The following is a 19558-nucleotide window of genomic DNA, read 5'->3' as shown; positions in this document are numbered from 1 at the left end:
TCGCCCAGAGGACGAGCGAAGCGAGTCCTCGCGGTTCGAATCCGGTCCCGCGCATTCGTCTCCGAGCACTTCGCGAGGGGAGCAGTCCGACGTAGTTTTACTTGATACCGAGCGAGCCGACGCCGCTCACCACACGCTTCCCCGGTACGAGAACTGGACGTGGTCGGCCGTCTCCGGCGGGATTCCCATCGCCTCGAACATCTCTCCGAAGGCGGCACGGACGGCGTCCTCTTCGAACTCCCGGGACGCGCGCGTCTGCGCGTCGACGGCCACGCCGCCGTGGTAGTCGACGTGAACGCGGTAGGTGTACCCGTCGACCTCGTGCGTCACGGTCGCGCGGGAGAGGACGAACTCGGCGCTGCCGAGTCGCTCGTCGCCGGCGTGGTACACGCGCTCGTGCCAGCCCGACCCGGGCGTGGAGGTCGCGTCGACCGCGGTCGCGCGCGCCGTCAGGTCCTCGTAGGCGGTCCGGAAGGCGACCGGCTCGTCGACCTCGACGCTCGGCGTACTCGCGCCGGGCTCGGTCGGGTCGCCCGTGCTGACCGCCGTCTGGAACTCGTCGACGTACGCCGCGGCGGTCGCCTCGTCCATCTCGAACAGCAGCGTGAGCCGGTCGACGAGCCACGCCTCTGGCGGGAGGTCCCCGACGGTGAGGTCCGCGCCAGCGTCGTCCGCGAACAGCGTCACGACGGTGATCCCCTCCTCGGCGTAGAACGTCGCCCACAGTCGCGTCGACGCCGAGTGGTCGAACGTGACCCTGAACGCCTCGTACCCGGGACCGAGGTCGGCGTCGAGCTCGTCGATCCCGGCCGGGTGGAAGCCGCTCGATCCGACGCGCTCGACCTCGTAGCCGGCCGCGTCGGCCCCGTCCAGCGCGTCCTCGTACGCGAGATCCGACACGGTCACGCCGTCCGAGGTGTACGACGCCACGTCGGCGCCGATCAGCACCCCGGCGAAGATCGCGTACGCGGCGGCGACCGCGACGAGGGTCCCGACGACGGCGACGGCGACCAGTCGCAATTTGTTCATACTACTGATACGTTTCGCGAGGAGATAGCTGTACCGTCGTTTCCGGTGAACTGCGATCGCCGTTTACGACGTTCAGCCGTGGTTCACAGCGGGCCGTCGTCCGCGAACCGAGCCGGGACCACCTGACGGAGGAGCCGGGACGGGGCCGCGGAGAGCCCGCTCACGAGGAGGAACCCGACGAAGATGACGCCGAAGCCGGCGAGCGACCGCACCGAGAGCGTCTCTCCGAGCAGCGCCCAGCCGCCGACCGCGGAGACGACGGGGACGAAGTAGAACAGGAGGTTCGCGCGCGTCGCGTCGGTCTCGTCGATCAGCGCGAAGTACGCGAGGTACGCGATCGCCCCGGAGAAGACGCCGACGTACAGCAGCGCCGCGAGCGCGACGGGCGGCACCGACAGCCCGGAGACGGACTCCCCGGCGCCGAGGCTCATCGCGTGCGTGAGGACGGCGGCCAGCGGGACGCCCCAGACGGTGCGGGCCGTGCTCGACAGCGTCGCGTCCGCGCGGCGGATCAGCACCGCGCCGAGCGCGCTTGTCACGGCGGCCGCGAACAGCAGCGGGACGCCGACGCCGCCGGCGAGGAGCGCCGCGGGGTCGGGGTCGGCGACGAGCGCGACGCCGAACAGCCCGAGGGCCATCCCGACGATCCCGCGGGCCGAGAGCCCGTCTTGGCTGAGCAGGACCGCGGCGAACACCGGCGTCAGGATCGGGTTCAGGCTGAAGACGACGGCGGCGACGCCGCTCGTCACGTACTGCTGCCCGACGAACAGCAGCGCGTTCGTCAGGCCGATGACGATCGCGCCGGTCGCGACGATGCCGACGACGTCCCCGCGGGTCCGCGGGCGCAGTTCCCCCCGGGAGAGCCTGGTCGCCGCGAACGCCGCGAGGACGACCGCGCCGATGTCGAAGCGGACGGCGACGAAGAGCAGCGGCGGGAGGTGGGCCAGTCCGGCCTTCGCCGCGACGAAGGTGCCGCCGAAGAGGACCGCCGAGACGAGAAGCAGCGCGCCGGTGCGTCGGGTGAACACGTTACCGCGACACCCCGGCTACGGTTTCGGACGAACGATCGGCTTGGAACGAGGTTCTCGCCACGATCCTACGTAACGGCCGGACGCTCATAACGGATTCCGGAAAATATTCCACGCGGAGAAACGCGCCACACGCCGTGCCGATCGCTCACGCCGTGAAACGCCGCCGACGAGCGAAGCCGGTTTATTCCGGTGGCCGCTGGATCGCGTATGGAGGCCCCGCTCGAGGAGATCGAGTTTCTCGCCCGCTCGACGAACCGCGTCGAGGTGCTACAGCTGCTGGCGTCGGGGCCGCGCACGCGACGGGACCTCGCGGCCGCGACCGGCGCGTCGCAGGCGACGCTGGGGCGGATCCTCGAGGACTTCGCGGAGCGGTCGTGGGTCGCCCGCCAGGGGAGCGAGTACGTCGCCACCGCGACCGGCGAGCTGGTTGCCGACGGGGTCGAGGAGCTCGTCTCCGTCCTCGAGACGGAGGCCAAGCTGCGCGACGTCGTGGCGTTCCTGCCGACCGCCGAGCTCGGGTTCGACCTCCGCCGGCTCGCCGACGCGACCGTGACGGTGCCGAGCCGCACGCGGCCCAGCGCGCCGCTCCAGCGCGTGCTCGACGCGATGGAGGACGCGACGACGCTGCGCGCGTTCTCGCACACGCTCAACGAACAGAGCCTCGCGACCGCCCGGGATCGGGTGGCCGCGGGGACGCAGACGTTCGAGGCGGTCCTCTCGACCGACGCCATCGAGGCGCTCGCGGGCGACGACGCCCTCTGGCGGCAGCTGCGGGCGCTGGCCGAGAGCGACGACGCGGAGATCCGAGTCCGCCGCGAGCCGCTCCCGCTCGCGGTCACCGTCGCCGACGGCACCGTCTACCTCCTCGTCCGGGACGAGGGCGGGATCCTCCGGGCGTCGCTCCACACCGACGACCCGGCGGTCCGCGAGTGGGCCGACGAGACGTTCTCGGGGTATTGGGAGGCGGCCGAGTCCTTCGACCCGACGGCGTTCGAGGAGTGAGTCCGTTCCGGGCAAAACCCACTTGTCCGCGGTCCGCGTACGACGGGTAATGTCTTCTCGCGACGCGGAGCTGATCATCGAGACGTGGCAGTTCAGGGAGCGCGAACTGCCCCGCGTCCCGCCGGCGGGGTGGGCGACGACCGACCGGCTCCGCGAGGCGGTGTGTCTCGCGGTGGCGTGTTCGGTCGAAGGCGTCGAGCGCGTCGACCCCTTCGAGGGACCGGGGAGCGAGCGCGAGCGGTTCGAGGCGACCGTGACTGCGGAGTCGATCGACGACGACCTCGTGCGGCTGGTGACGCCGGCGTCGGAGCGCGACGGGGAGGAGAACGAGGAGAAGGAGTTCAGCGAGTCGACGGAGCAGTTCGACTTGGACGAGGCCCTCGACCGCCTCTGACGGGCCCGGTTCGGTCGCTACGTCTCGTCCGGACCGGACACCCGCACCACCTGCTTACCGATGTTGTCGCCCGAGAACAGCCCGAGGAAGGCGTCTGGCGCGTTCTCCAGCCCCTCAACGACGGTCTCGCGGTGTTCGAGGTCGCCGCTCGCGACCCACGTGGCGAGCCGCTCGCTCGCCTCGCCGAATCGGGTCGCGAAGTCGCCGACGAGCAGCCCCTCGACCTTGGCCCGCACGGGGATGATCTGCGGGAGCTTCCGCGGGCCGGTCGGGACCGACTCGTCGTTGTAGTGGGCGATCTGGCCGCAGACTGCGACCCGCGCGTCGAGGTTCAGGCGCGTGAACACCGCGTCGGTGATCGGCCCGCCGACGTTGTCGAAGTAGACGTCGACGCCGTCGGGCGCGGCCTCGTCGAGCGCGGCGCGGTAGTCGTCCGTCGTCTCGTAGTTGATCGCGGCGTCGAAGCCGAGGTCGTCGGTGAGCCACGCCGTCTTCTCGTCGCTGCCGGCGAACCCGACCACGCGGCAGCCGTTGCGCCTCGCGACCTGGCCGACGACGGAGCCGACCGCGCCCGCCGCGCCGGAGACGACGACCGTGTCGCCGGGCTTCGGCTCGCCGACTTCGAGCAGTCCGAAGTAGGCGGTCCGCCCGGGCATGCCGAGGACGCCGAGGTACGCCTCGGGGTCGGCAACGCTCGGGTCGACCGGGGCGACGTCGGCGGCGTCGAGCGCCGCGTAGTCGGCCCAGCGGCCCTCGCCGGTCACGAGGTCGCCGGCGTCGAACGCGTCGCTCTCGCTCTCGACCACTTCGCCGACGACGCCGCCCTTGAGCGCGTCGCCCACGTCCCACGGCTCGGCGTACGACTCGGCGTCGCGCATCCGACCGCGCATGTACGGGTCGACGGAGAGGAACCGGGTGCGGACGAGGAGTTCGCCCGGCGCGGGGGCGGGAACGTCCGTCTCGCGCAGTTCGAAGCTGTCGGCGTCGGGCTCGCCGGTCGGCCGCTCGGCGAGAAGCCACTCGCGGTTGGTGTTCGTCACGGTCCCCGTTGGCGCATGGAACGCAATAGGGTTTGGACCCCAGCAGCCGGCGTGGGGATTCGGAGGTCGCGGCCAGCGTGGGGGTCCGGAAGCTGGATGGTGCGGTAGCGCGGCGAGAAGCGGTCTGCGGGCGGCGTTACGCGACGGCGACGCCGTTGCGCGTGAGGTAGTCGCTCGCGGCTTTGATCTCGACCGGGCTCCCGATGATCCGGTACTGCTCCGCCGTCTCGACGACGGTGACGGTGAACCGGTCCTCGAGACACTCCCGGTGCCCGTCGAGCGCGTGGTGCGGGAGGACGATCTGCGTGCTGTCTCGGAGGCTCGACGGATCTGGCATTCGGCTTGCGTAGCCATTATTCGTCGCCGATATAACCGTGTCGAAGTATCGGCGCACCAACCACTCTCGCGGCGGAGAGTCGCCGATCCGCGGTCGGCCGACGGACGGTCCGCCGCCGCGGTCGGGCCGGCGACCCGAAGGAACACCTTTAACGAGCCGACCGGCCGAGAGACGGGTAATGGGACTGGAGGAGGAGATCGAAGACCTCCGCGAGGAGATCGCCGAGACGCCCTACAACAAGTCCACCGAGGCGCACATCGGGCGGCTGAAGGCGAAACTCGCGGAGAAGAAGGAGAAACTGGAGAACCAGTCCTCCGCCGGCGGCGGCCACGGCTACGCGGTCGAGAAGCACGGCGACGCCACGGTGGCGCTCGTCGGGTTCCCGAGCGTCGGCAAGTCGACCCTCATCAACGCGCTCACCAACGCCGACAGCGAGGTCGGTTCCTACGAGTTCACGACCCTCGACGTCAACCCGGGCATGCTCCAGTACCGCGGCGCGAACATCCAGATCCTCGACGTGCCGGGCCTGATCGAGGGCGCGGCCGGCGGGCGCGGCGGCGGAAAGGAGGTCCTCTCGGTCGTGCGGACCGCGGACCTCGTCGTGTTCATGCTCTCGGTGTTCGAGATCGAACAGTACGACCGGCTGCGCGAGGAGCTGTACGCGACGAACATCCGCCTCGACACCGAGCCGCCGAACATCAACATCCGGAAGACGCACAAGGACGGGCTCGGCGTGACGATGAGCGACGACGTGAGCTTGGACGAGGACACGATAAAGCAGGTCCTCCGCGAGTACGGCTACGTCAACGCGAAGGTCACCATCCCACACGACCTCACGATCGACGAGCTCGTCGACGCCGTGATGGACAACCGCGAGTACCTCCCCTCGATGGTGACGGTGAACAAGGCGGACCTCATCGACAAGAGCTACCTCCCGACCGTGAAAGAGGAGCTGCGCGAGCGCGACCTGAACCCCGAGGACGTGCTCTTCATCTCGGCCGAGAAGGAGCTCGGCCTCGACGGGCTCAAGGAGCGGCTCTGGGAGGAGCTGGGCGTCATTCGCATCTACATGGACAAGCCGGGCCGCGGCGTCGACTACGAGGAGCCGCTCGTCCTCTTCGAGGGCGACACCGTCGGCGACGCCTGTACGAAGCTGGGCGGCGAGCTCGACGAGCGATTTAAATTTGCGCGGGTATCCGGCGAGAGCGCCAAACACGACGACCAGCAGGTCGGGAAGGGCCACGAGCTGGCCGACGAGGACGTGCTCCGGATCGTCGCCCGGAAATAGGACGATATATCTACGCCGGCAGAGCAGTCGATTCCGACGGTCGTGTGTGATAGTTCATACGAGATCGGCGGTGACCATCTCCAAAGCCCCGGCCGCGAGGACTCGCGCGACTCGCTGCGGTCCTCAGTCGCTCGCGGTGCTCGCTCCCCGTGGTCCCTGTGTCGTCGTGCTTCGTCCTCGCAGCCGCCCCTTTGAGTCCCACCCACCCAGCACGGCGACCGCACCTCACACCTCCCCGGCCTCGCGGTCCGCGCTCTTCGAGCGCTCCCCGCGTCCCTCGCGCGTGCTGCTCGGCCGCGGTGCGGCCTCGCGGGAACGCGCCACGGCACAGATTCGGTTGGCCTCGGTCTGTGCTCGAATCGCGCTCGCCTCCTTTGCCGCGCCCGACCGAAAGGCGCTTTTCGCGGGGCCGCGACCGTCGGGTATGCTCACGGTCGCGCTCGCGGGCAAGCCGAACGCCGGCAAGTCCACCTTCTACACCGCCGCCACGATGGCCGACGTCGACGTCGCGAACTACCCGTTCACGACCATCGACGCCAACCGCGGAGTGACCCACGTCCGCACGCGCTGCCCGTGTCTCGACCGCGACGAGCGCTGCGGGAACGAGAACTGTCGCGACGGGAAACGCTACGTCCCGATCGAGCTCCTCGACGTGGCGGGGCTGGTCCCCGGCGCGCACGAGGGGAAGGGGCTCGGCAACCAGTTCCTCGACGAGCTGACGAACGCGGACGTCGTCCTCAACGTCGTCGACGCCTCGGGGGCCACGAACGCCGAGGGCGAGCCGGTCGAGGTCGGGAGCCACGACCCCCTCGACGACGTCGACTTCATCGAGGAGGAGATGGACCTGTGGCTCGCCGGCATCGTCGACCGCAACTGGGAGAGCGTCGAGCGGAAGTCCCGCTCGCCGGACTTCGACCTCGACGCCGCGCTCTCGGACATGCTCACCGGGTTCGGCGCGACCGAGTACGACGTGACCGCGGTGCTGCGCGACCTGGAGTACCCCGACGACCCGAAGGCGTGGAGCGACGCCGACCGCGAGGCGCTCGCGCGGGCCGTCCGCCGGCGCACCAAGCCCATCGTCGTCGTCGCGAACAAGGTCGACGCGGCCCCCGACGACGCGGTCGACCGCATCCGCGAGGGGACCGACAAGCCCGTGATCCCGGCGACCGCCGACGGCGAACTCGCCTTGCGCCGCGCCGCCGACGCCGGGGTCGTCGACTACGACCCGGGCGACGAGTCGTTCGAGATCGTCGGCGACGTCTCCGACGACCAGCGCGCCGGCCTCGACGCCCTCCGCGAGTCGATGGCGACCCACGGTGGCACCGGCGTCCAGTCGGCGCTGAACGCGGCCGTCTACGACCTGCTCGACCGGATCACGGCCTACCCGGTCCAGGACGCCGGCAAGTGGACGGACGGCACGGGCAACGTTCTCCCGGACGCCTTCCTGTTGGCGTCGGGGGCGACCCCGCGCGACCTCGCGTACGCGGTCCACTCCGACATCGGCGAGGGGTACCTCCACGCGGTCGACGCGCGCGCCTCGCGGCGGATCGGCGAGGACCACGAGCTGACCGAGGGCGACGTGGTGAAGATCGTCTCGACCGCCGGGCCGTGACCGACGAGGGGACGGCGGTCCGTCGGCGTCGCGTCCCGCGGTCGCCCGCCGCCGTGCGACCGACAGGCACATCCGGGTCGCCCGAGACGGGCCGGTAGAGAGCGGCCATGCTCGGGCTCGAACACGACTTCCGGATCGTCGACACCCGCGCGACCCTCGACCCCGACGAGTCGTCGGTCGCCACCCACGGGCGAGACATCTCGCCGGAGCGGCTGGAACGCGAGATGCTCCAGGCGGGGATCGTCCGCGCGGTCGCGAGCCCCGGGCAGCGCGCCGCCGGCCGGAGCTACCTCCGCGCGAACAACGCCGTCGCGCGCCTGTCGATCGACCGCCCGTTCGTCGCGTTCGCGCGCCTCAACGGCCCCCGCGACCCGGGGACCGGCCCCGTGTCGGCGGTGCGGAACCTCCGCGCCGAGCGCGACGACCACCACACCCGGCCGGACGACGTCGAGCAGTACTCCTACGACGACCGCTTCCACGGCTTCACGCTGGCCCCCCACGTCGACGGGCTCCCGAACGAGGACGTGCTGGAGCGCCTGGAGGACGCGGACCTTCCCCTCTTCGTCCACGCCGGCCGGGAGTTCCCGCCCGAGGCGGTCGAGACGGAGCTGCTCGGCTACGACCTCCCGGTCGTCCTCGGGAGCTTCGGCGGCTACCCGCTGGACGCCGACATGATGAACGAGACGCTCGATCTCCTCGACGAGCACGACCGCGCGTACGTCGACACGAGCGCGGTGCGGTACCGCGAGGTGCTCGAACGCGGCGTGTTAGAACACCCCGACCGCGTCCTCTTCGGCTCCGGCGCGCCCGACGTCCACCCCAACGTCGGCGTGATGGAGGTGCTCACCCTCGACGTCTCCGAGGACCTGATGGCCCGGGTGCTGGCGAAGAACCCCGCCCGCCTCGTTCCCGCGCTCGCAGAGGGCGCCGACGTCTGAGTGGGCCCCCGCCCTCGGCGCCGAAGCGACGGCCACTTGTCGCGTCGGGGCCGACCGCCGACGATGAGCGACGAGCCCGACGACCCCCGCGTCGAAGTCGTCCGCGCGACCGGCCACGAGAACGTCACCGCCGAGCACGCGAGCACGTTCGAACTCACGACCGACGACTGGCTCACGCCCGCCGGCGACTGCATCGTCGGCGTCGAGGCCGACCGGACGCCGCGCGACTTCTCGGCCGCGTTCCGCGAGGCGTGCCGCGACGCGGACGCGACGATCGAGGCGACGCTCACCGTCGACGCCGGCGACGACGAGTTCCGGGAGACGGTCACCGGCCGGGGCGACCCCGACCTCGCCCTGCTCGACGACCGCTCGATGGTCGGTCGCACGAGCGACTACACCGACGACGAGCGGACGATCCTCGTCGACGGCGACGCCGCCGCCGGCGACCTCGACCGCGACCTCGTCAGCGCGCTGGCCGACGGGGCCGACCTCACGCTGCGGCTCGAAGTCGAGCCGGCGGAGTGACGCGGCCGGGGATCGGTTCGTCCGCGGATAGCTAGATCGGGAGCTCGGCGTCCGCCCCGACCACGCGGTCGGGTTCGGCGGGGGCGCGCCAGTCGGTCGTCCGCTCCAGCAGTTGGACGACCATCCGGCCGGTCACGCCCCAGACGGTGTAGCCGTCGACGTGGAAGAAGTGGATGCGGTGGTCGCCGTACTCCGGGTGGCCGACGCGGCGCTCAGACTCGTAGTTCGCGGGGTCGGTGAGCGCGTCGACCGAGAGCACCGCCACCTCCGCGACCTCCGACTCGTCGGGGACGTACTCGCGGTCGGGCGCGACGCCGACGAACGGGCGCACCGCGTACTGCGACGAGGTGCGCGTGTCGTCGAGCCTCCCGATCACGTCGACCTCCGACGACCGCATCCCGACCTCCTCGTCGGCCTCGCGCAGCGCGGTGTCCGTCAGCGTCCGGTCGATCGGTTCGCGGCCGCCGCCGGGGAAGCTCATCTGGCCGGGGTGTTCGCCGAGATGCGCGGCGCGCTTGGTGAACAGCAGGTGGGCCTCGCCGTCGCGCGCGATCACCGGCGCCAGCACCGCCGCCTCCCGCCGGCCGGCGAGCGACTGCGGCGCGTGGCGGCGCAGCCCCGACAGGTCCATACCCGAAGTAGGCGACGCGAGGCGGTTAACGTTTCCGCGGGTTCCAGTCGCGCGGAACGTGAACGTGTGACAGTACCGTCGCCGGCGGCGACTCGGCGGGGACGGCGGGACGGTCGCTCGCGCCGGGACGACCGCTCACACCGGCGCGGCCTGCCCGATGACCGTCCCGACGAGCGCCGAGAGGCCGACGATTGCGGCCGCGAGCAGCAGGATCCGAGTCGCCTGTGACATGGCAACGGCGAGGGCGGGCAGGGACAAATACCGGGGCGACGGTGGATTCGGATTCGAGCCATTTTATCCCGTTTTGGACCGGCAATGACTCCTTACCGGGCGGGGCGGGCCGTGCCCGACGGCTGGCCGCGTCGCGTCCGACGAGCGCGGCGCGGCGACCGGGTTCGGACCTTTTAAGCCCGCGACACCCGCTTTCGGGAGTAATGAGTGACGACGATCAGGAGCTCGGGATCACCGAGTCCAAGACGCACAACACGGGCGAGTGGTACGCCGAGGTCGTACGGAAGGCCGGGCTGGCCGACTACGGGCCGGACGGGATGAGCGGGTTCATCGTCACCCGCCCGCGGGCGTACGCGGTCTGGGAGCGGCTCCAGGGGTTCCTCGACGCGAAGTTCAAGGACACCGGGGTCCAGAACGCCTACTTCCCGCTGTTCATCCCCGAGTCGTACCTCGAACGCGAGAAGGACATCGTCGAGGGGTTCGACCCCGAGGTGGCGTGGGTCGACGAGGCGGGCAACAAGGAGCTCGAAGAGCGGCTCGCGGTCCGACCCACCTCGGAGTCGATCATCACGCCGTACATCAGTCAGTGGGTGCGGAGCCACCGCGACCTCCCGCTGCGCGTGAACCAGTGGTGCTCGGTCGTGCGCTGGGAGGCGACGGAGACGAAGCCGTTCTTCCGCACGAAGGAGTTCCTCTGGCAGGAGGGCCACACCGCGCACGCGACGCGCGAGGACGCGTGGGCGGAGACGATGACGCGGCTCGACCAGTACGAGTCCGTCTACGAGGATCTGCTGGCGCTTCCGGTTCTCAAGGGGCAAAAGCCCGACCACGACAAGTTCCCCGGCGCGGACACCACGACGACCGTCGAGGCGCTGATGCCCGACGGGAAGTCGGTCCAGGCGGGCACCTCCCACCACCTCGGCCAGTCGTTCGCCGAGGCGTTCGACATCACCTACTCGGACGAGGACGAGGAGGAGCGGACCGCCCACACCACCTCGTGGGGCCTCTCGTGGCGCGCGCTCGGCGCGCTGATCATGACCCACTCCGACGAGCAGGGGCTCGTCTTGCCCCACACGGTCGCGCCCACGCAGGTCGTCGTCGTCCCCATCTGGCAGGAGGACACGAAAGCGGACGTCCTCGAGTACGCCGAGGGCGTGGCCGACGACCTCGACGACGCCGGGGTCCGCGTCGAACTCGACGACCGCGACGAGCGCAATCCCGGGTTCAAGTTCAACGAACACGAGCTCAACGGGATCCCGCTCCGGATCGAGATCGGCCCCCACGAGGTCGACGACGAGGAGCTCACGCTGGTCCACCGGCCCGACGGGGAGAGCGTCGAGGTCGACCGCGAGGGCGTCGCCGAGACCGTCCGCGAGCAGTTCGACGAGATCTACGCAAAGCTGTACGCGACCGCCGAGGAGACCCTCGACGACGGCGTGCGCGAGGCCGACGACCGCGCCGAGATCCTCGGGACGCTCGGCCAGCACGGCGGCTACGTGAAGACGCCGTGGTGCGGGGACGAGGCCTGCGAGGAGCCGATCAAGGAGCCGCTGGCCGCCGAGATCGTGATGGTCCCCTTCGACGACGAGGACCCGCTCGCCGACGGCGACCACGACGAGACGTGCGCGATGTGCGACGAGGCCGCGGAGCGGACGGCGTACTTCGCGAAGACGTACTGACGCCGCGAGGGCGACCCGCGGCCGCCGCCGGTTCTCCGCGATTCGCCCCGCCCCCGTCGCGTCCGGCGATTAAACCGCGTTGATCCGGCTTAACGGAGTTTCGGGTATATACGATCGGAGCGTGTACGTACTGGCAATGAACCGCTGGATTGCGAGTCTCGTCGTCGCGGCCGCCGCCGCGGTCCTGATCGTCGGGGCCGCGGCCGCCGCGCCGGCGGGCGTGGTGACGGCACAGACCGAACCGGGGAACGGGAGCGGCGCGGGCTCGGGCGACGCCGGGAACGCGACGGCCGACCTCGCGCCCGGCGAGCGCCTCGCCGGCGTCGTCGGGGTCCAGGGCGCGGAGATCGAGGGCGAGGTCGAGTCGCGCGCCTTCGAGGTCGCGCTCCGGGAGTCGGAGACCAACGAGAGCCGCGCCGCCGTCGTCGCGGACCGGGTGAACCGGACCGAAGAGCGGCTCGCGGAGCTGGAGCGGCGACAGGAGGAGCTCCGCGAGCGCCGCGACGCCGGAGAGCTGAGTCAGGGCGCGTACGCCGCGCGGATGGCGACGACCACCGCCCGGATCGAGACGCTCTCGCGCGGGCTGAACCGGAGCGCGAGCGTCGCCGCGGAGCTCCCCGCCGCCGTCCGGAACGAGACGGGCGTCGACGGCGAGCGGCTGGCGACGCTGCGAGAGCGCGCGAACGAGCTCAGCGGTCCCGAGGTCGCCGCCCTCGCTCGCGGCGTTGCCGGCGAGGGCGTGGGCGGCCCGGTCGGTCCGGACCGCCGCGGTCCGCCGGGGAACGGGACCGAACGCGGGCCGCCGGGGGACGCCGGACCGCCGGGTGAGGGCGCGATCGGCGGTGGTCCGGGAAACGGATCGACCGGAGCGCCGGGGACGGGGAACGGTTCGGCCGGAGCCCCGGGACGGGGAAACGGCTCAGTCGGAACGCCGGGTACGGGGAACGGATCGACCGGAGCGCCGGGCGCTGAGAACGGCTCGGGGAGCGGCACTGCGAACGGCTCGGGGAGCGGCACCGCGAACGGCTCGGGGAGCGGCACCGCGAACGGCTCCGGCCCGTCCGGGCAGCCGGGCGGGGGTAACGCGACCGACTCGCCGGCCGGATCCGGGAACGGGACGGGCACCGGAAGCGGGTCCGGCAGCGCCGGGGCCGGCGGCGACGGGTCCGACGGCGGCGGGGGCGCTCCGTCGATCGAAGTCACTTCGGACACGCCGTCGATCGCCGCCGGCAGCCCCTCGCGCCTCGATGCGTGAGGCGTCGGCGTGCGGATCCGAAGCGAGGTTCGGGCTCAAGACGGGGCCCGGTTCGACCGGTAGCCGGGAGGCGAGCGCGTCTCGGATGGGAAGGAATTTATCGGCTCTCCGTGTGACGTAGTCCGTGCAGCGAGCGCAGCCCTTCCTCGTCGTCGTCGCCCTCCTCGGAGTCGTCGGTCTCGCACTCGCCGGCGGGGCGGGCGCGGCGCCGTTCGACGGCGGCTTCGCCCAGATGGACGTCGAGCCGGACGACGTGTCGATAACGGCCGACGTCGAGCCGGACGGCGACGCGCGGTGGACCGTGGAGTACCGGATCCGGCTCGCGACCGACGAGGAGGAGCAGGCGTTCGAGGAGCTCCGCGCGGACGTGGAGAACGACACCGAGGCGTACACGACCCGGTTCCGCGACCGGATGGCCTCGACCGCGGCGACCGCGGAGTCGGCGACCGGCCGCAACATGACCGTGTCGAACGCGACCGTCACGGCCGAGCGACGCGAGCTCCCGCAGGCGTACGGCGTGTTGACCTACCGATTCGAGTGGACGAACTTCGCCGCCGTCGACGGCGACCGGCTGCGCGTCGGCGACGCGGTCGACGGGCTGTTCCTCGACGGCTCCTCGTCGCTCATCGTCTCGTGGCCGGAGGGGTACCGGCTCGGGGAGACGTCGCCGGAGCCGAGCGAGGTCCGCGACCGGTCGGTCGTCTGGAACGGCCCGGTCGACTTCTCGACGGGGCAGCCGCGGATCACGGTCGCGCCCGCGGGCCCGCTCTCGGGAGTCCCGACGGCCGGACTGGTCGCGCTCCTCGCCGCGCTCGTCGTCGCGGGAGCCGTCGCGTACCGCCGCCGGGAGGCCGACGACGACGGTGCGGCCGTCATCGCGGGCGACGAGCCCGGGGCGACGGCCGGAGGAGGCGGCGGTGACGCCGCGGACGCGAGCGCGGCCGCCGCCGACAGCGGCGGCGAGGGCTCCGGCGGCGGGGCGACTGCCGACACCGGCGATCCGGACGCGGCGGACGGCGCCGACGACGCGCCGCCGGTCGACAGCGACCTGCTGAGCAACGAGGAGCAGGTGCTCCAACTCGTCGAGTCGCGGGGCGGGCGGATGAAACAGAAGCAGGTGGCGGAGGAGCTGGAGTGGACCGCCGCGAAGACGAGTCAGGTGGTGACCGGACTGCGGGACGAGGGCGACCTCGACGGCTTCCGGCTGGGGCGGGAGAACGTCCTCTCGCTCCCCGACTACGAGCCGGAGGCGGACGCGAACGGTGACGACGGCGACGAGGAGGAGAGCGGGGAGGGCGACGACGCCGGCGGGGGCGACGGAGCCGGCGCTACCGGGAGCGACTGATCGGACCGCCGCCGAGTGGCGAACGAACGGGCGAGACGCCGGTCACAGGTCCCGCGACCGGCCGATGTGCCGCAGTTCGCCGCCGCACTCGCACTCGCCCGGCGAGTCCGTCCGCCGGCCGCATTTGAAACACTCGTACACTTCTTCACCGTGACATTCGTATTCTGGTCGCATATCAGGCCATACGCCTCCGTGGTAAATAATCTCACACCTAATATTGTTTAGATAGTATAAATTAAACCGCGGAGGCCGGTGACCGAACGATCGAAAGGAGAGCGATCGCGACGGAAGGCCGTGGCTCGCGGTTCGAGCGGATACCGATAGAAGAGCCGGAGGAGGGATTTGAACCCCCGACCTATTCCTTACGAAGGAATCGCTCTGCCAGCTGAGCTACCCCGGCGCGCAACAGACAATTCCCGGACGGAAAAATAAGGGTTCCGAAACGGGGACGGAGCGGGGGCGAGGCGGAACCGGTCGGGTCGTTTTCCGACGGTGAACCGGCAAGCGTGACCGACACCGAATACACGTTCGTAACGCATTAGACGGGATTACACGCTGATACACAAGGAGAATCGGAACACAACACAAGTATATAAGGATAAAACCTAAATACTTGTTCAGACTTTGATCGAAGCGTGATGACATCGCCCGCGTGCCGAGACGGCGGGGATCGACTCCCCCGGCGATGCGTGCCCGGTCGAAGCCCGTACCGGGCGGCGAGGGTCTCGTCGGTCGCCGTCCCCACGGCGGCTCGGCGCGGCCGTCATCCCAACCAGCGTTCGGTCGCGGCTACCGTGTGAAACGCGTCTCCGACGCGCCAGGCGCAAAATCGCCTCTGGTCCGCCGACCGTCGCCGCGGCCACTTGTCATGTGACGGGCCCCCAGCCGCACCGCCCCGACCCCCCTCGGGGCAGTGCGGCGTTTTCGCTGTGCCGACCGCTTCTCACCAGCGTTGCGTCCGAGCTATGAAAAGCGATAGACGAACGGCGCGCGGAAGTCCGCGTTACGCGAACAGCAGCCGCGCGCGTCGCAGCGCGGCGGAGAGCCCACCGTACCCGGCTCCGACGGCGCCCGCAAGGCGTACCTCGGCGGGCGCGATGCCGAGGCGGTGCGAGAGCGGACCGGGGCGCGCGTCGGCGCCCGCGACCGCGACCGTCCGCCCGCGGACCCTGACCTCGGCGGTGAGGTCCCCCAGTCGCAGTTCCCTGACCACGAGGTCCGAGGCCGCGTCGCCGGGGAGGCGGCGGGCGACGCGGAGGGCGTCACCGACGCTCTCGACCTCGAGGAACAGCCGCCGCTCGGTGGCGTGGACCGACACGTCGACTCCGTCGACGGAGAGCGTCAGGTCGTCGGTCTCGACCGCGAGGGCGGCGTGGGAGTCAGTCCCGCTCACGAGTCGTGACGCGGACGCCGCCGTCGACGCGCCACTCGGCGTGTTCGACGTCGTCTCCCGTCCCGCTCGGCACCTCGACGGTCATGTCCTCGAACTGGTAGTGAATCTCGGCGTTTCGACCGGTCAGACGGTCGTAGAGCCCAATCGCCAGATCCGGCCACGTGGTCGTCTCGTCGATTCGCTCCTCTGGGTCTGCGGCGTCGCTCATACGTGTACATGTTAGATAGTCACACTCATAAGTATATGCCCTGACGTGTCTGTCCGCGTCAACCGAGCGCGCGGAGCGTCGAATCAGTCGACGGTCCGCGTCAGGCGCACGTCGAGACAGACGTTGTACTCGTGGGGGGCGTACGACCGGACGACGCGCTCGGTCTCGACGTCGACCGCGTAGGCGTCGCCCGCGGCCGCCTCGATCGCGCGCCGCCCCGGGCCGAACGGGTCGTCCTCGTGTTGGATGTCGTAGTAGTGGATCACGCAGTCGTCGCCGGCGAGCGCGACGGCCGCGTCGAGGAACTCGTCCGCCGAGTGGGGGAGGTTCATCACGAGTCGGTCGGCGGTGTCCGCGCGCGAGTCGACGAGGTCGCGCACGTCGCCGGCGACCGCCGTCACGCGCTCCGCGACCCCGTTGCGCGCGGCGTTCTCGCGGAGGTACTCGACCGCGCGCTCGTTGAGGTCGCACGCGACCACGTCGGCGCCGCGGGACGCCATGGGGACCGCGTACGGCCCCACGCCGGCGAACATGTCGATCGCGGACTCCCCGGCATCCACCTGCTCGACCACGCGGTGGCGTTCGGTCGCGAGCCGCGGCGAGAAGTAGACCGCGGCGACGTCGAGCGCGAACTCGTGGCCGTACTCGCGGTGGACCGTCTCCGTGTCGTCGCCGACCAGCACGTCCCACGAGCGGACCCGCAGTTCGCCCTCGATCGGCGACGCGCGGTTGAGGACGGTGTCGCAGGGGACGTCGGAGGCCGCCACGGCGTCGGCGACCTCGCGGGCTCGCTCGTCGTCGTCCTCGTCGATGATGACGATGTCGCCCAGGCGCTCGATGGAGGGCTCGGAGTCGAGTATCTCGGCGGGCGTCGTGGGGCGGTCCCGCCGCTCGGCGTCGCGCTCGACGAGCCGGTCGGCGAACTCCGCGGGGACCGCCTCGCGGCCCGTGACGGGGATGTAGATCGTGTCGCCGTCGACGGCGATCTGGTGGTCGCCGTCGAGGGCGTCGGCGTCGGCGAGCCGGCTCCGGACGGTCTCGCCGCGCTCGCGGGCGACGGCGACGCATGGAACGCTCATCGTCGGAGGGACGCGGGCGAGCGAATAAACGGTGACGCTTCGCGGCCCGGACGACGGGACTCGGGCGGTCGGGGTCACTCCGACGCGTCGGTCGCGGCCGCGACGGCGTCCAGCAGGGCCTCGTCGTCGACGTCGGCCGGAACGGGAACGACGCGGTCCGCGGCCGCCGCGACCTCGGCGTTCGGGCTGTTCGCGGTCGGAGCGCCGTCGCCGCCGGTCGCGACTGCGAGCGTCGCGTCGGCGGCGGCCGCGAGGTCGCGCGCGGCCCGGACGGTCTCCGCGGAGGGATCCTCGAACGGCGGCGCGGCCACCGCGGTCCCTCCCGCGTCCGCGGCCGCGCCGGCGGCCGCGTCTCCCTCGGGGACCACGCCGACCGAGGGCTCGTGGCCCGCGGCGGCGAGGCGGGCGATCACGCGCGCGGTCGGGCGTCCCGTGCCGATCACGTGGACTCGGCGCGGGTCGACGTCGCTCTGGGGGAACGCCGTGACCGCGGGCGTCCCGGTGGCCGGGTTGCGGCCGACGAACGCCTCCGCGTCGAAGGCCGCGCCGACGGCGGCCCCGGACAGGACCGACGCCGGCGGCCCGGCGGCCCGGACCCCGCCGTCCGCGATGACGACCACCTCGTCGCAGTAGCGGGCCGCGGCGTCGAGGTCGTGGATCGCGGCGATCGCCCCGCGGTCGCCGCCGTCGACGAACTCGCGGACCAGTTCGAGCGTCTCGACCGCGTGGTTCACGTCGAGGCTCGCGGTCGGCTCGTCTAAGAGGAGGAGCGGGGCCGCCTGCGCCAGCGCCCGCGCGAGCAGCACGCGCTGCCGCTCGCCCCCGGAGACCTCGGTGATCGACCGGTCGGCGAAGCGCTCGACGTCGGCGGCCGCCATCGCCGCGTCGACCGCGGCGTCGTCCTCGACGCCGTGCGCGTCGAAGCGCCCGAGATGGGGCGTCCGGCCCATCTCGACGACGTGGCGCACCCGGAAGTCGAACGCGAGGTTCGTCGCCTGCGGGACGCTCGCGACGCGCCGGCCGACCTCGCGGGCCGACAGCGACGCCGCCGGGTCCCCGCCGATCCGGACGGTCCCCGCGTCCGGCTCGACCGCGCCGGTCACCGCGCGCAACAGGGTGGTCTTGCCGGCCCCGTTCGGCCCGACGAGGCCGACGAGCGAGCCGGGCTCGACCCGGAGGTCGACCCCGGAGACGACGTCGAGGTCGCCGAACGAGACGGCCACGTCCGCGGCCGACAGCAGCGGCGCGTCGCCGAACGAGCGCGACGTCTCGGGGAGCGACCCGGGGTCGCCGCGCGCGGCGGCCGACTCCTCGGCGTCCCGCCCTTCGGCGTCGGTAGTGGGGTCCGCGCTCACAGCTCCGTCACCTCCCGGGTGACGAGCAGGTAGACGAAGAAGGGGGCGCCGACCGCGGCGGTGATGATCCCGACCGGGTACTCGGCGGGCGCCGAGCGCGCGAGCGTGTCGGCCGCGACGAGGAACGTGCCGCCGGCGAGCGCCGCAGTCGGGAGGAGCACCCGGTGGTCGGGACCGACGACGAGCCGGAGCATGTGGGGGACGATGAGGCCGACGAAGCCGATCACGCCGGCGAACGCGACGCCGGCGGCCGTGACGAGCGCCGACGCCGCGAGCAGCACCCGCTTCGTGCGCTCGACCGCGATGCCCAGCCCGCGGGCCTCCTCCTCGCCGAGCAGGAGGACGTTGAGGTCGCGGGCGTACGCGAGCAGGAGGACGAACAGCGGCGGCACGACGGCGGCGGTGACGGCGACCTCGCTCCACGCCGCGCCCGAGAGGTGGCCCATCAGCCACGCGACGATCTGGCGGAGCGACTCTCCGGCCTGGAGCTGGAGGTACGAGACGACCGCGCCGAGGAACGTCTGGACCGCGACGCCCGCCAGGAGGAGGGTGGCGACCGGCGTCCGGCCGCCGCGGGTCGCGATGGCGTACACGCCGAAGGCGGCGACGAGCGCGCCGACGAACGCGAAGAGGCTCGTCCCCGCGCCGCGCGAGAGCGCGACCTCGACGGGGCCGACGAGCGGGAGCGCGACGGTCGTCGAGAGGGCGACGGGGAAGACGATGAACGCCACCGCGCCGACCGCCGCGCCGGAGGAGACGCCGATGATCGACGGGTCCGCCATCGGGTTCCGGAAGAAGCCCTGCATCACCGTGCCGGCGGCCGCGAGCGCGAACCCGACGAGCGCGGCGAGTAAGATCCGCGGGAGCCGCACGCCCACGACGATCCGCTGGTGGACGGAGTCGACGGGGAACGCGAACGGCGACGTCACCGCGAGGTCGACGCCGGGGAGCGTGAGCGGCCCGACGCCGGGCACGGGTAACGGCCCGACGCCGCTCGCGGTCGTCTCGATCCCCGACGGGACGGAGAGCGCGTTCAGCACCGACTTCAGCACGGTCTCCGGCGGGATGCTGACCGGCCCGACCGCGGCGCTGACGACGATCACGACCGCCAACAGCGCGGCTACCGCCGCCGACCAAGCCGCCGACCGCACCCAGGGACGCATACGTTCTCCAACACAACTTGTAG

20 protein-coding genes and 1 tRNA gene are annotated in these 19558 nt (G+C 71.7%); 9 read left to right on the top strand and 12 right to left on the bottom strand.

The window, feature by feature from the left end:
- Positions 1–126: 126 nt before the first annotated feature.
- Both Q0116_RS01340 and Q0116_RS01335 read right to left on the bottom strand, forming a co-directional pair.
- The gene (locus Q0116_RS01340; RefSeq protein WP_297884760.1) at positions 127–1029 is read right to left on the bottom strand and encodes a hypothetical protein; all 903 of its coding nucleotides are present in this window, start codon (positions 1027–1029) and stop codon (positions 127–129) included.
- A gap of 83 nt (positions 1030–1112) precedes the next feature.
- On the bottom strand, positions 1113–2057 hold the full coding sequence (locus Q0116_RS01335) for a DMT family transporter (protein ID WP_297884758.1): 945 nt from the start codon (positions 2055–2057) through the stop codon (positions 1113–1115).
- 210 nt (positions 2058–2267) lie between these two features.
- On the opposite strand from Q0116_RS01335, the gene Q0116_RS01330 reads away from it, so the two are divergent.
- Positions 2268–3062, top strand: a complete 795-nt coding sequence (locus tag Q0116_RS01330; RefSeq protein WP_297884756.1) for a winged helix-turn-helix domain-containing protein — start codon at positions 2268–2270, stop codon at positions 3060–3062.
- A 49-nt stretch (positions 3063–3111) separates the two neighbouring features.
- On the top strand, positions 3112–3456 hold the full coding sequence (locus Q0116_RS01325) for a hypothetical protein (protein ID WP_297884755.1): 345 nt from the start codon (positions 3112–3114) through the stop codon (positions 3454–3456).
- A 17-nt stretch (positions 3457–3473) separates the two neighbouring features.
- On the opposite strand, the gene Q0116_RS01320 is transcribed toward Q0116_RS01325, so the two are convergent.
- The gene (locus Q0116_RS01320; RefSeq protein ID WP_297884753.1) at positions 3474–4496 is read right to left on the bottom strand and encodes an NADP-dependent oxidoreductase; all 1023 of its coding nucleotides are present in this window, start codon (positions 4494–4496) and stop codon (positions 3474–3476) included.
- Positions 4497–4632: 136 nt separating this feature from the next.
- Entirely contained in the window at positions 4633–4833 is a 201-nt protein-coding gene (locus Q0116_RS01315) for a hypothetical protein (protein ID WP_297884751.1), read from the bottom strand.
- Between the two features lie 178 nt (positions 4834–5011).
- On the opposite strand from Q0116_RS01315, the gene Q0116_RS01310 reads away from it, so the two are divergent.
- The 4 genes from Q0116_RS01310 to Q0116_RS01295 all read left to right on the top strand — a co-directional run bounded on the left by Q0116_RS01310 (position 5012) and on the right by Q0116_RS01295 (position 9196).
- The gene (locus tag Q0116_RS01310; RefSeq protein WP_297884749.1) at positions 5012–6121 is read left to right on the top strand and encodes a GTP-binding protein; all 1110 of its coding nucleotides are present in this window, start codon (positions 5012–5014) and stop codon (positions 6119–6121) included.
- A 424-nt stretch (positions 6122–6545) separates the two neighbouring features.
- On the top strand, positions 6546–7733 hold the full coding sequence (locus tag Q0116_RS01305) for a redox-regulated ATPase YchF (protein WP_297884747.1): 1188 nt from the start codon (positions 6546–6548) through the stop codon (positions 7731–7733).
- Positions 7734–7840: 107 nt separating this feature from the next.
- Positions 7841–8671 (top strand): amidohydrolase family protein, encoded by an 831-nt coding sequence (locus Q0116_RS01300; protein ID WP_297884745.1) that lies wholly within the window; start codon positions 7841–7843, stop codon positions 8669–8671.
- A gap of 63 nt (positions 8672–8734) precedes the next feature.
- A complete protein-coding gene (locus Q0116_RS01295) occupies positions 8735–9196 on the top strand; it encodes a DUF371 domain-containing protein (RefSeq protein ID WP_297884743.1) in 462 nt (153 codons plus the stop codon).
- 31 nt (positions 9197–9227) lie between these two features.
- On the opposite strand, the gene Q0116_RS01290 is transcribed toward Q0116_RS01295, so the two are convergent.
- Positions 9228–9827, bottom strand: coding sequence for a CoA pyrophosphatase (locus Q0116_RS01290; protein ID WP_297884742.1), 600 nt, complete (start codon positions 9825–9827; stop codon positions 9228–9230).
- A 434-nt stretch (positions 9828–10261) separates the two neighbouring features.
- Here Q0116_RS01290 and proS point away from each other — a divergent pair, with 434 nt between their 5' ends.
- From proS to Q0116_RS01275, 3 genes are all read left to right on the top strand, one after another.
- Positions 10262–11737 carry a proline--tRNA ligase gene (proS, locus tag Q0116_RS01285; RefSeq protein ID WP_297884740.1) on the top strand — a complete coding sequence of 492 codons (1476 nt, stop codon included), beginning with the start codon at positions 10262–10264 and terminating at the stop codon, positions 11735–11737.
- 136 nt (positions 11738–11873) lie between these two features.
- Positions 11874–12992, top strand: coding sequence for a hypothetical protein (locus Q0116_RS01280; RefSeq protein WP_297884739.1), 1119 nt, complete (start codon positions 11874–11876; stop codon positions 12990–12992).
- 124 nt (positions 12993–13116) lie between these two features.
- Positions 13117–14337, top strand: coding sequence for a hypothetical protein (locus Q0116_RS01275; protein WP_297884738.1), 1221 nt, complete (start codon positions 13117–13119; stop codon positions 14335–14337).
- 42 nt (positions 14338–14379) lie between these two features.
- On the opposite strand, the gene Q0116_RS01270 is transcribed toward Q0116_RS01275, so the two are convergent.
- The 7 genes from Q0116_RS01270 to btuC all read right to left on the bottom strand — a co-directional run bounded on the left by Q0116_RS01270 (position 14380) and on the right by btuC (position 19535).
- Complete coding sequence (locus Q0116_RS01270) at positions 14380–14511, bottom strand: rubrerythrin-like domain-containing protein (RefSeq protein ID WP_297884737.1); 132 nt, start codon at positions 14509–14511, stop codon at positions 14380–14382.
- A 153-nt stretch (positions 14512–14664) separates the two neighbouring features.
- Positions 14665–14737 (bottom strand) — tRNA-Thr (locus Q0116_RS01265).
- A gap of 603 nt (positions 14738–15340) precedes the next feature.
- Positions 15341–15730 carry a peptide ABC transporter ATP-binding protein gene (locus Q0116_RS01260; protein WP_297884736.1) on the bottom strand — a complete coding sequence of 130 codons (390 nt, stop codon included), beginning with the start codon at positions 15728–15730 and terminating at the stop codon, positions 15341–15343.
- The gene (locus Q0116_RS01255; RefSeq protein ID WP_297884734.1) at positions 15717–15938 is read right to left on the bottom strand and encodes a hypothetical protein; all 222 of its coding nucleotides are present in this window, start codon (positions 15936–15938) and stop codon (positions 15717–15719) included. Before Q0116_RS01255 ends, Q0116_RS01260 begins: the two co-directional genes overlap by 14 nt.
- Before the next feature lie 83 nt (positions 15939–16021).
- Positions 16022–17017: a class I SAM-dependent methyltransferase family protein gene (locus Q0116_RS01250; RefSeq protein WP_297884732.1), complete on the bottom strand. Its 996-nt coding sequence runs from the start codon at positions 17015–17017 to the stop codon at positions 16022–16024.
- A 74-nt stretch (positions 17018–17091) separates the two neighbouring features.
- A complete protein-coding gene (locus tag Q0116_RS01245) occupies positions 17092–18372 on the bottom strand; it encodes an ATP-binding cassette domain-containing protein (protein ID WP_297884731.1) in 1281 nt (426 codons plus the stop codon).
- The gene (btuC, locus tag Q0116_RS01240; protein WP_297884730.1) at positions 18369–19535 is read right to left on the bottom strand and encodes a vitamin B12 ABC transporter permease BtuC; all 1167 of its coding nucleotides are present in this window, start codon (positions 19533–19535) and stop codon (positions 18369–18371) included. The genes Q0116_RS01245 and btuC overlap by 4 nt, the downstream gene beginning before the upstream one ends.
- Positions 19536–19558 lie beyond the last annotated feature (23 nt).

Origin of the sequence: uncultured Halorubrum sp. (assembly GCF_937146585.1) — an archaeon.
Taxonomy (GTDB): domain Archaea; phylum Halobacteriota; class Halobacteria; order Halobacteriales; family Haloferacaceae; genus Halorubrum; species Halorubrum miltondacostae.
Note: the sequence above shows the minus strand (reverse complement) of the source record. Positions and strands in the feature narration are given on the sequence as shown.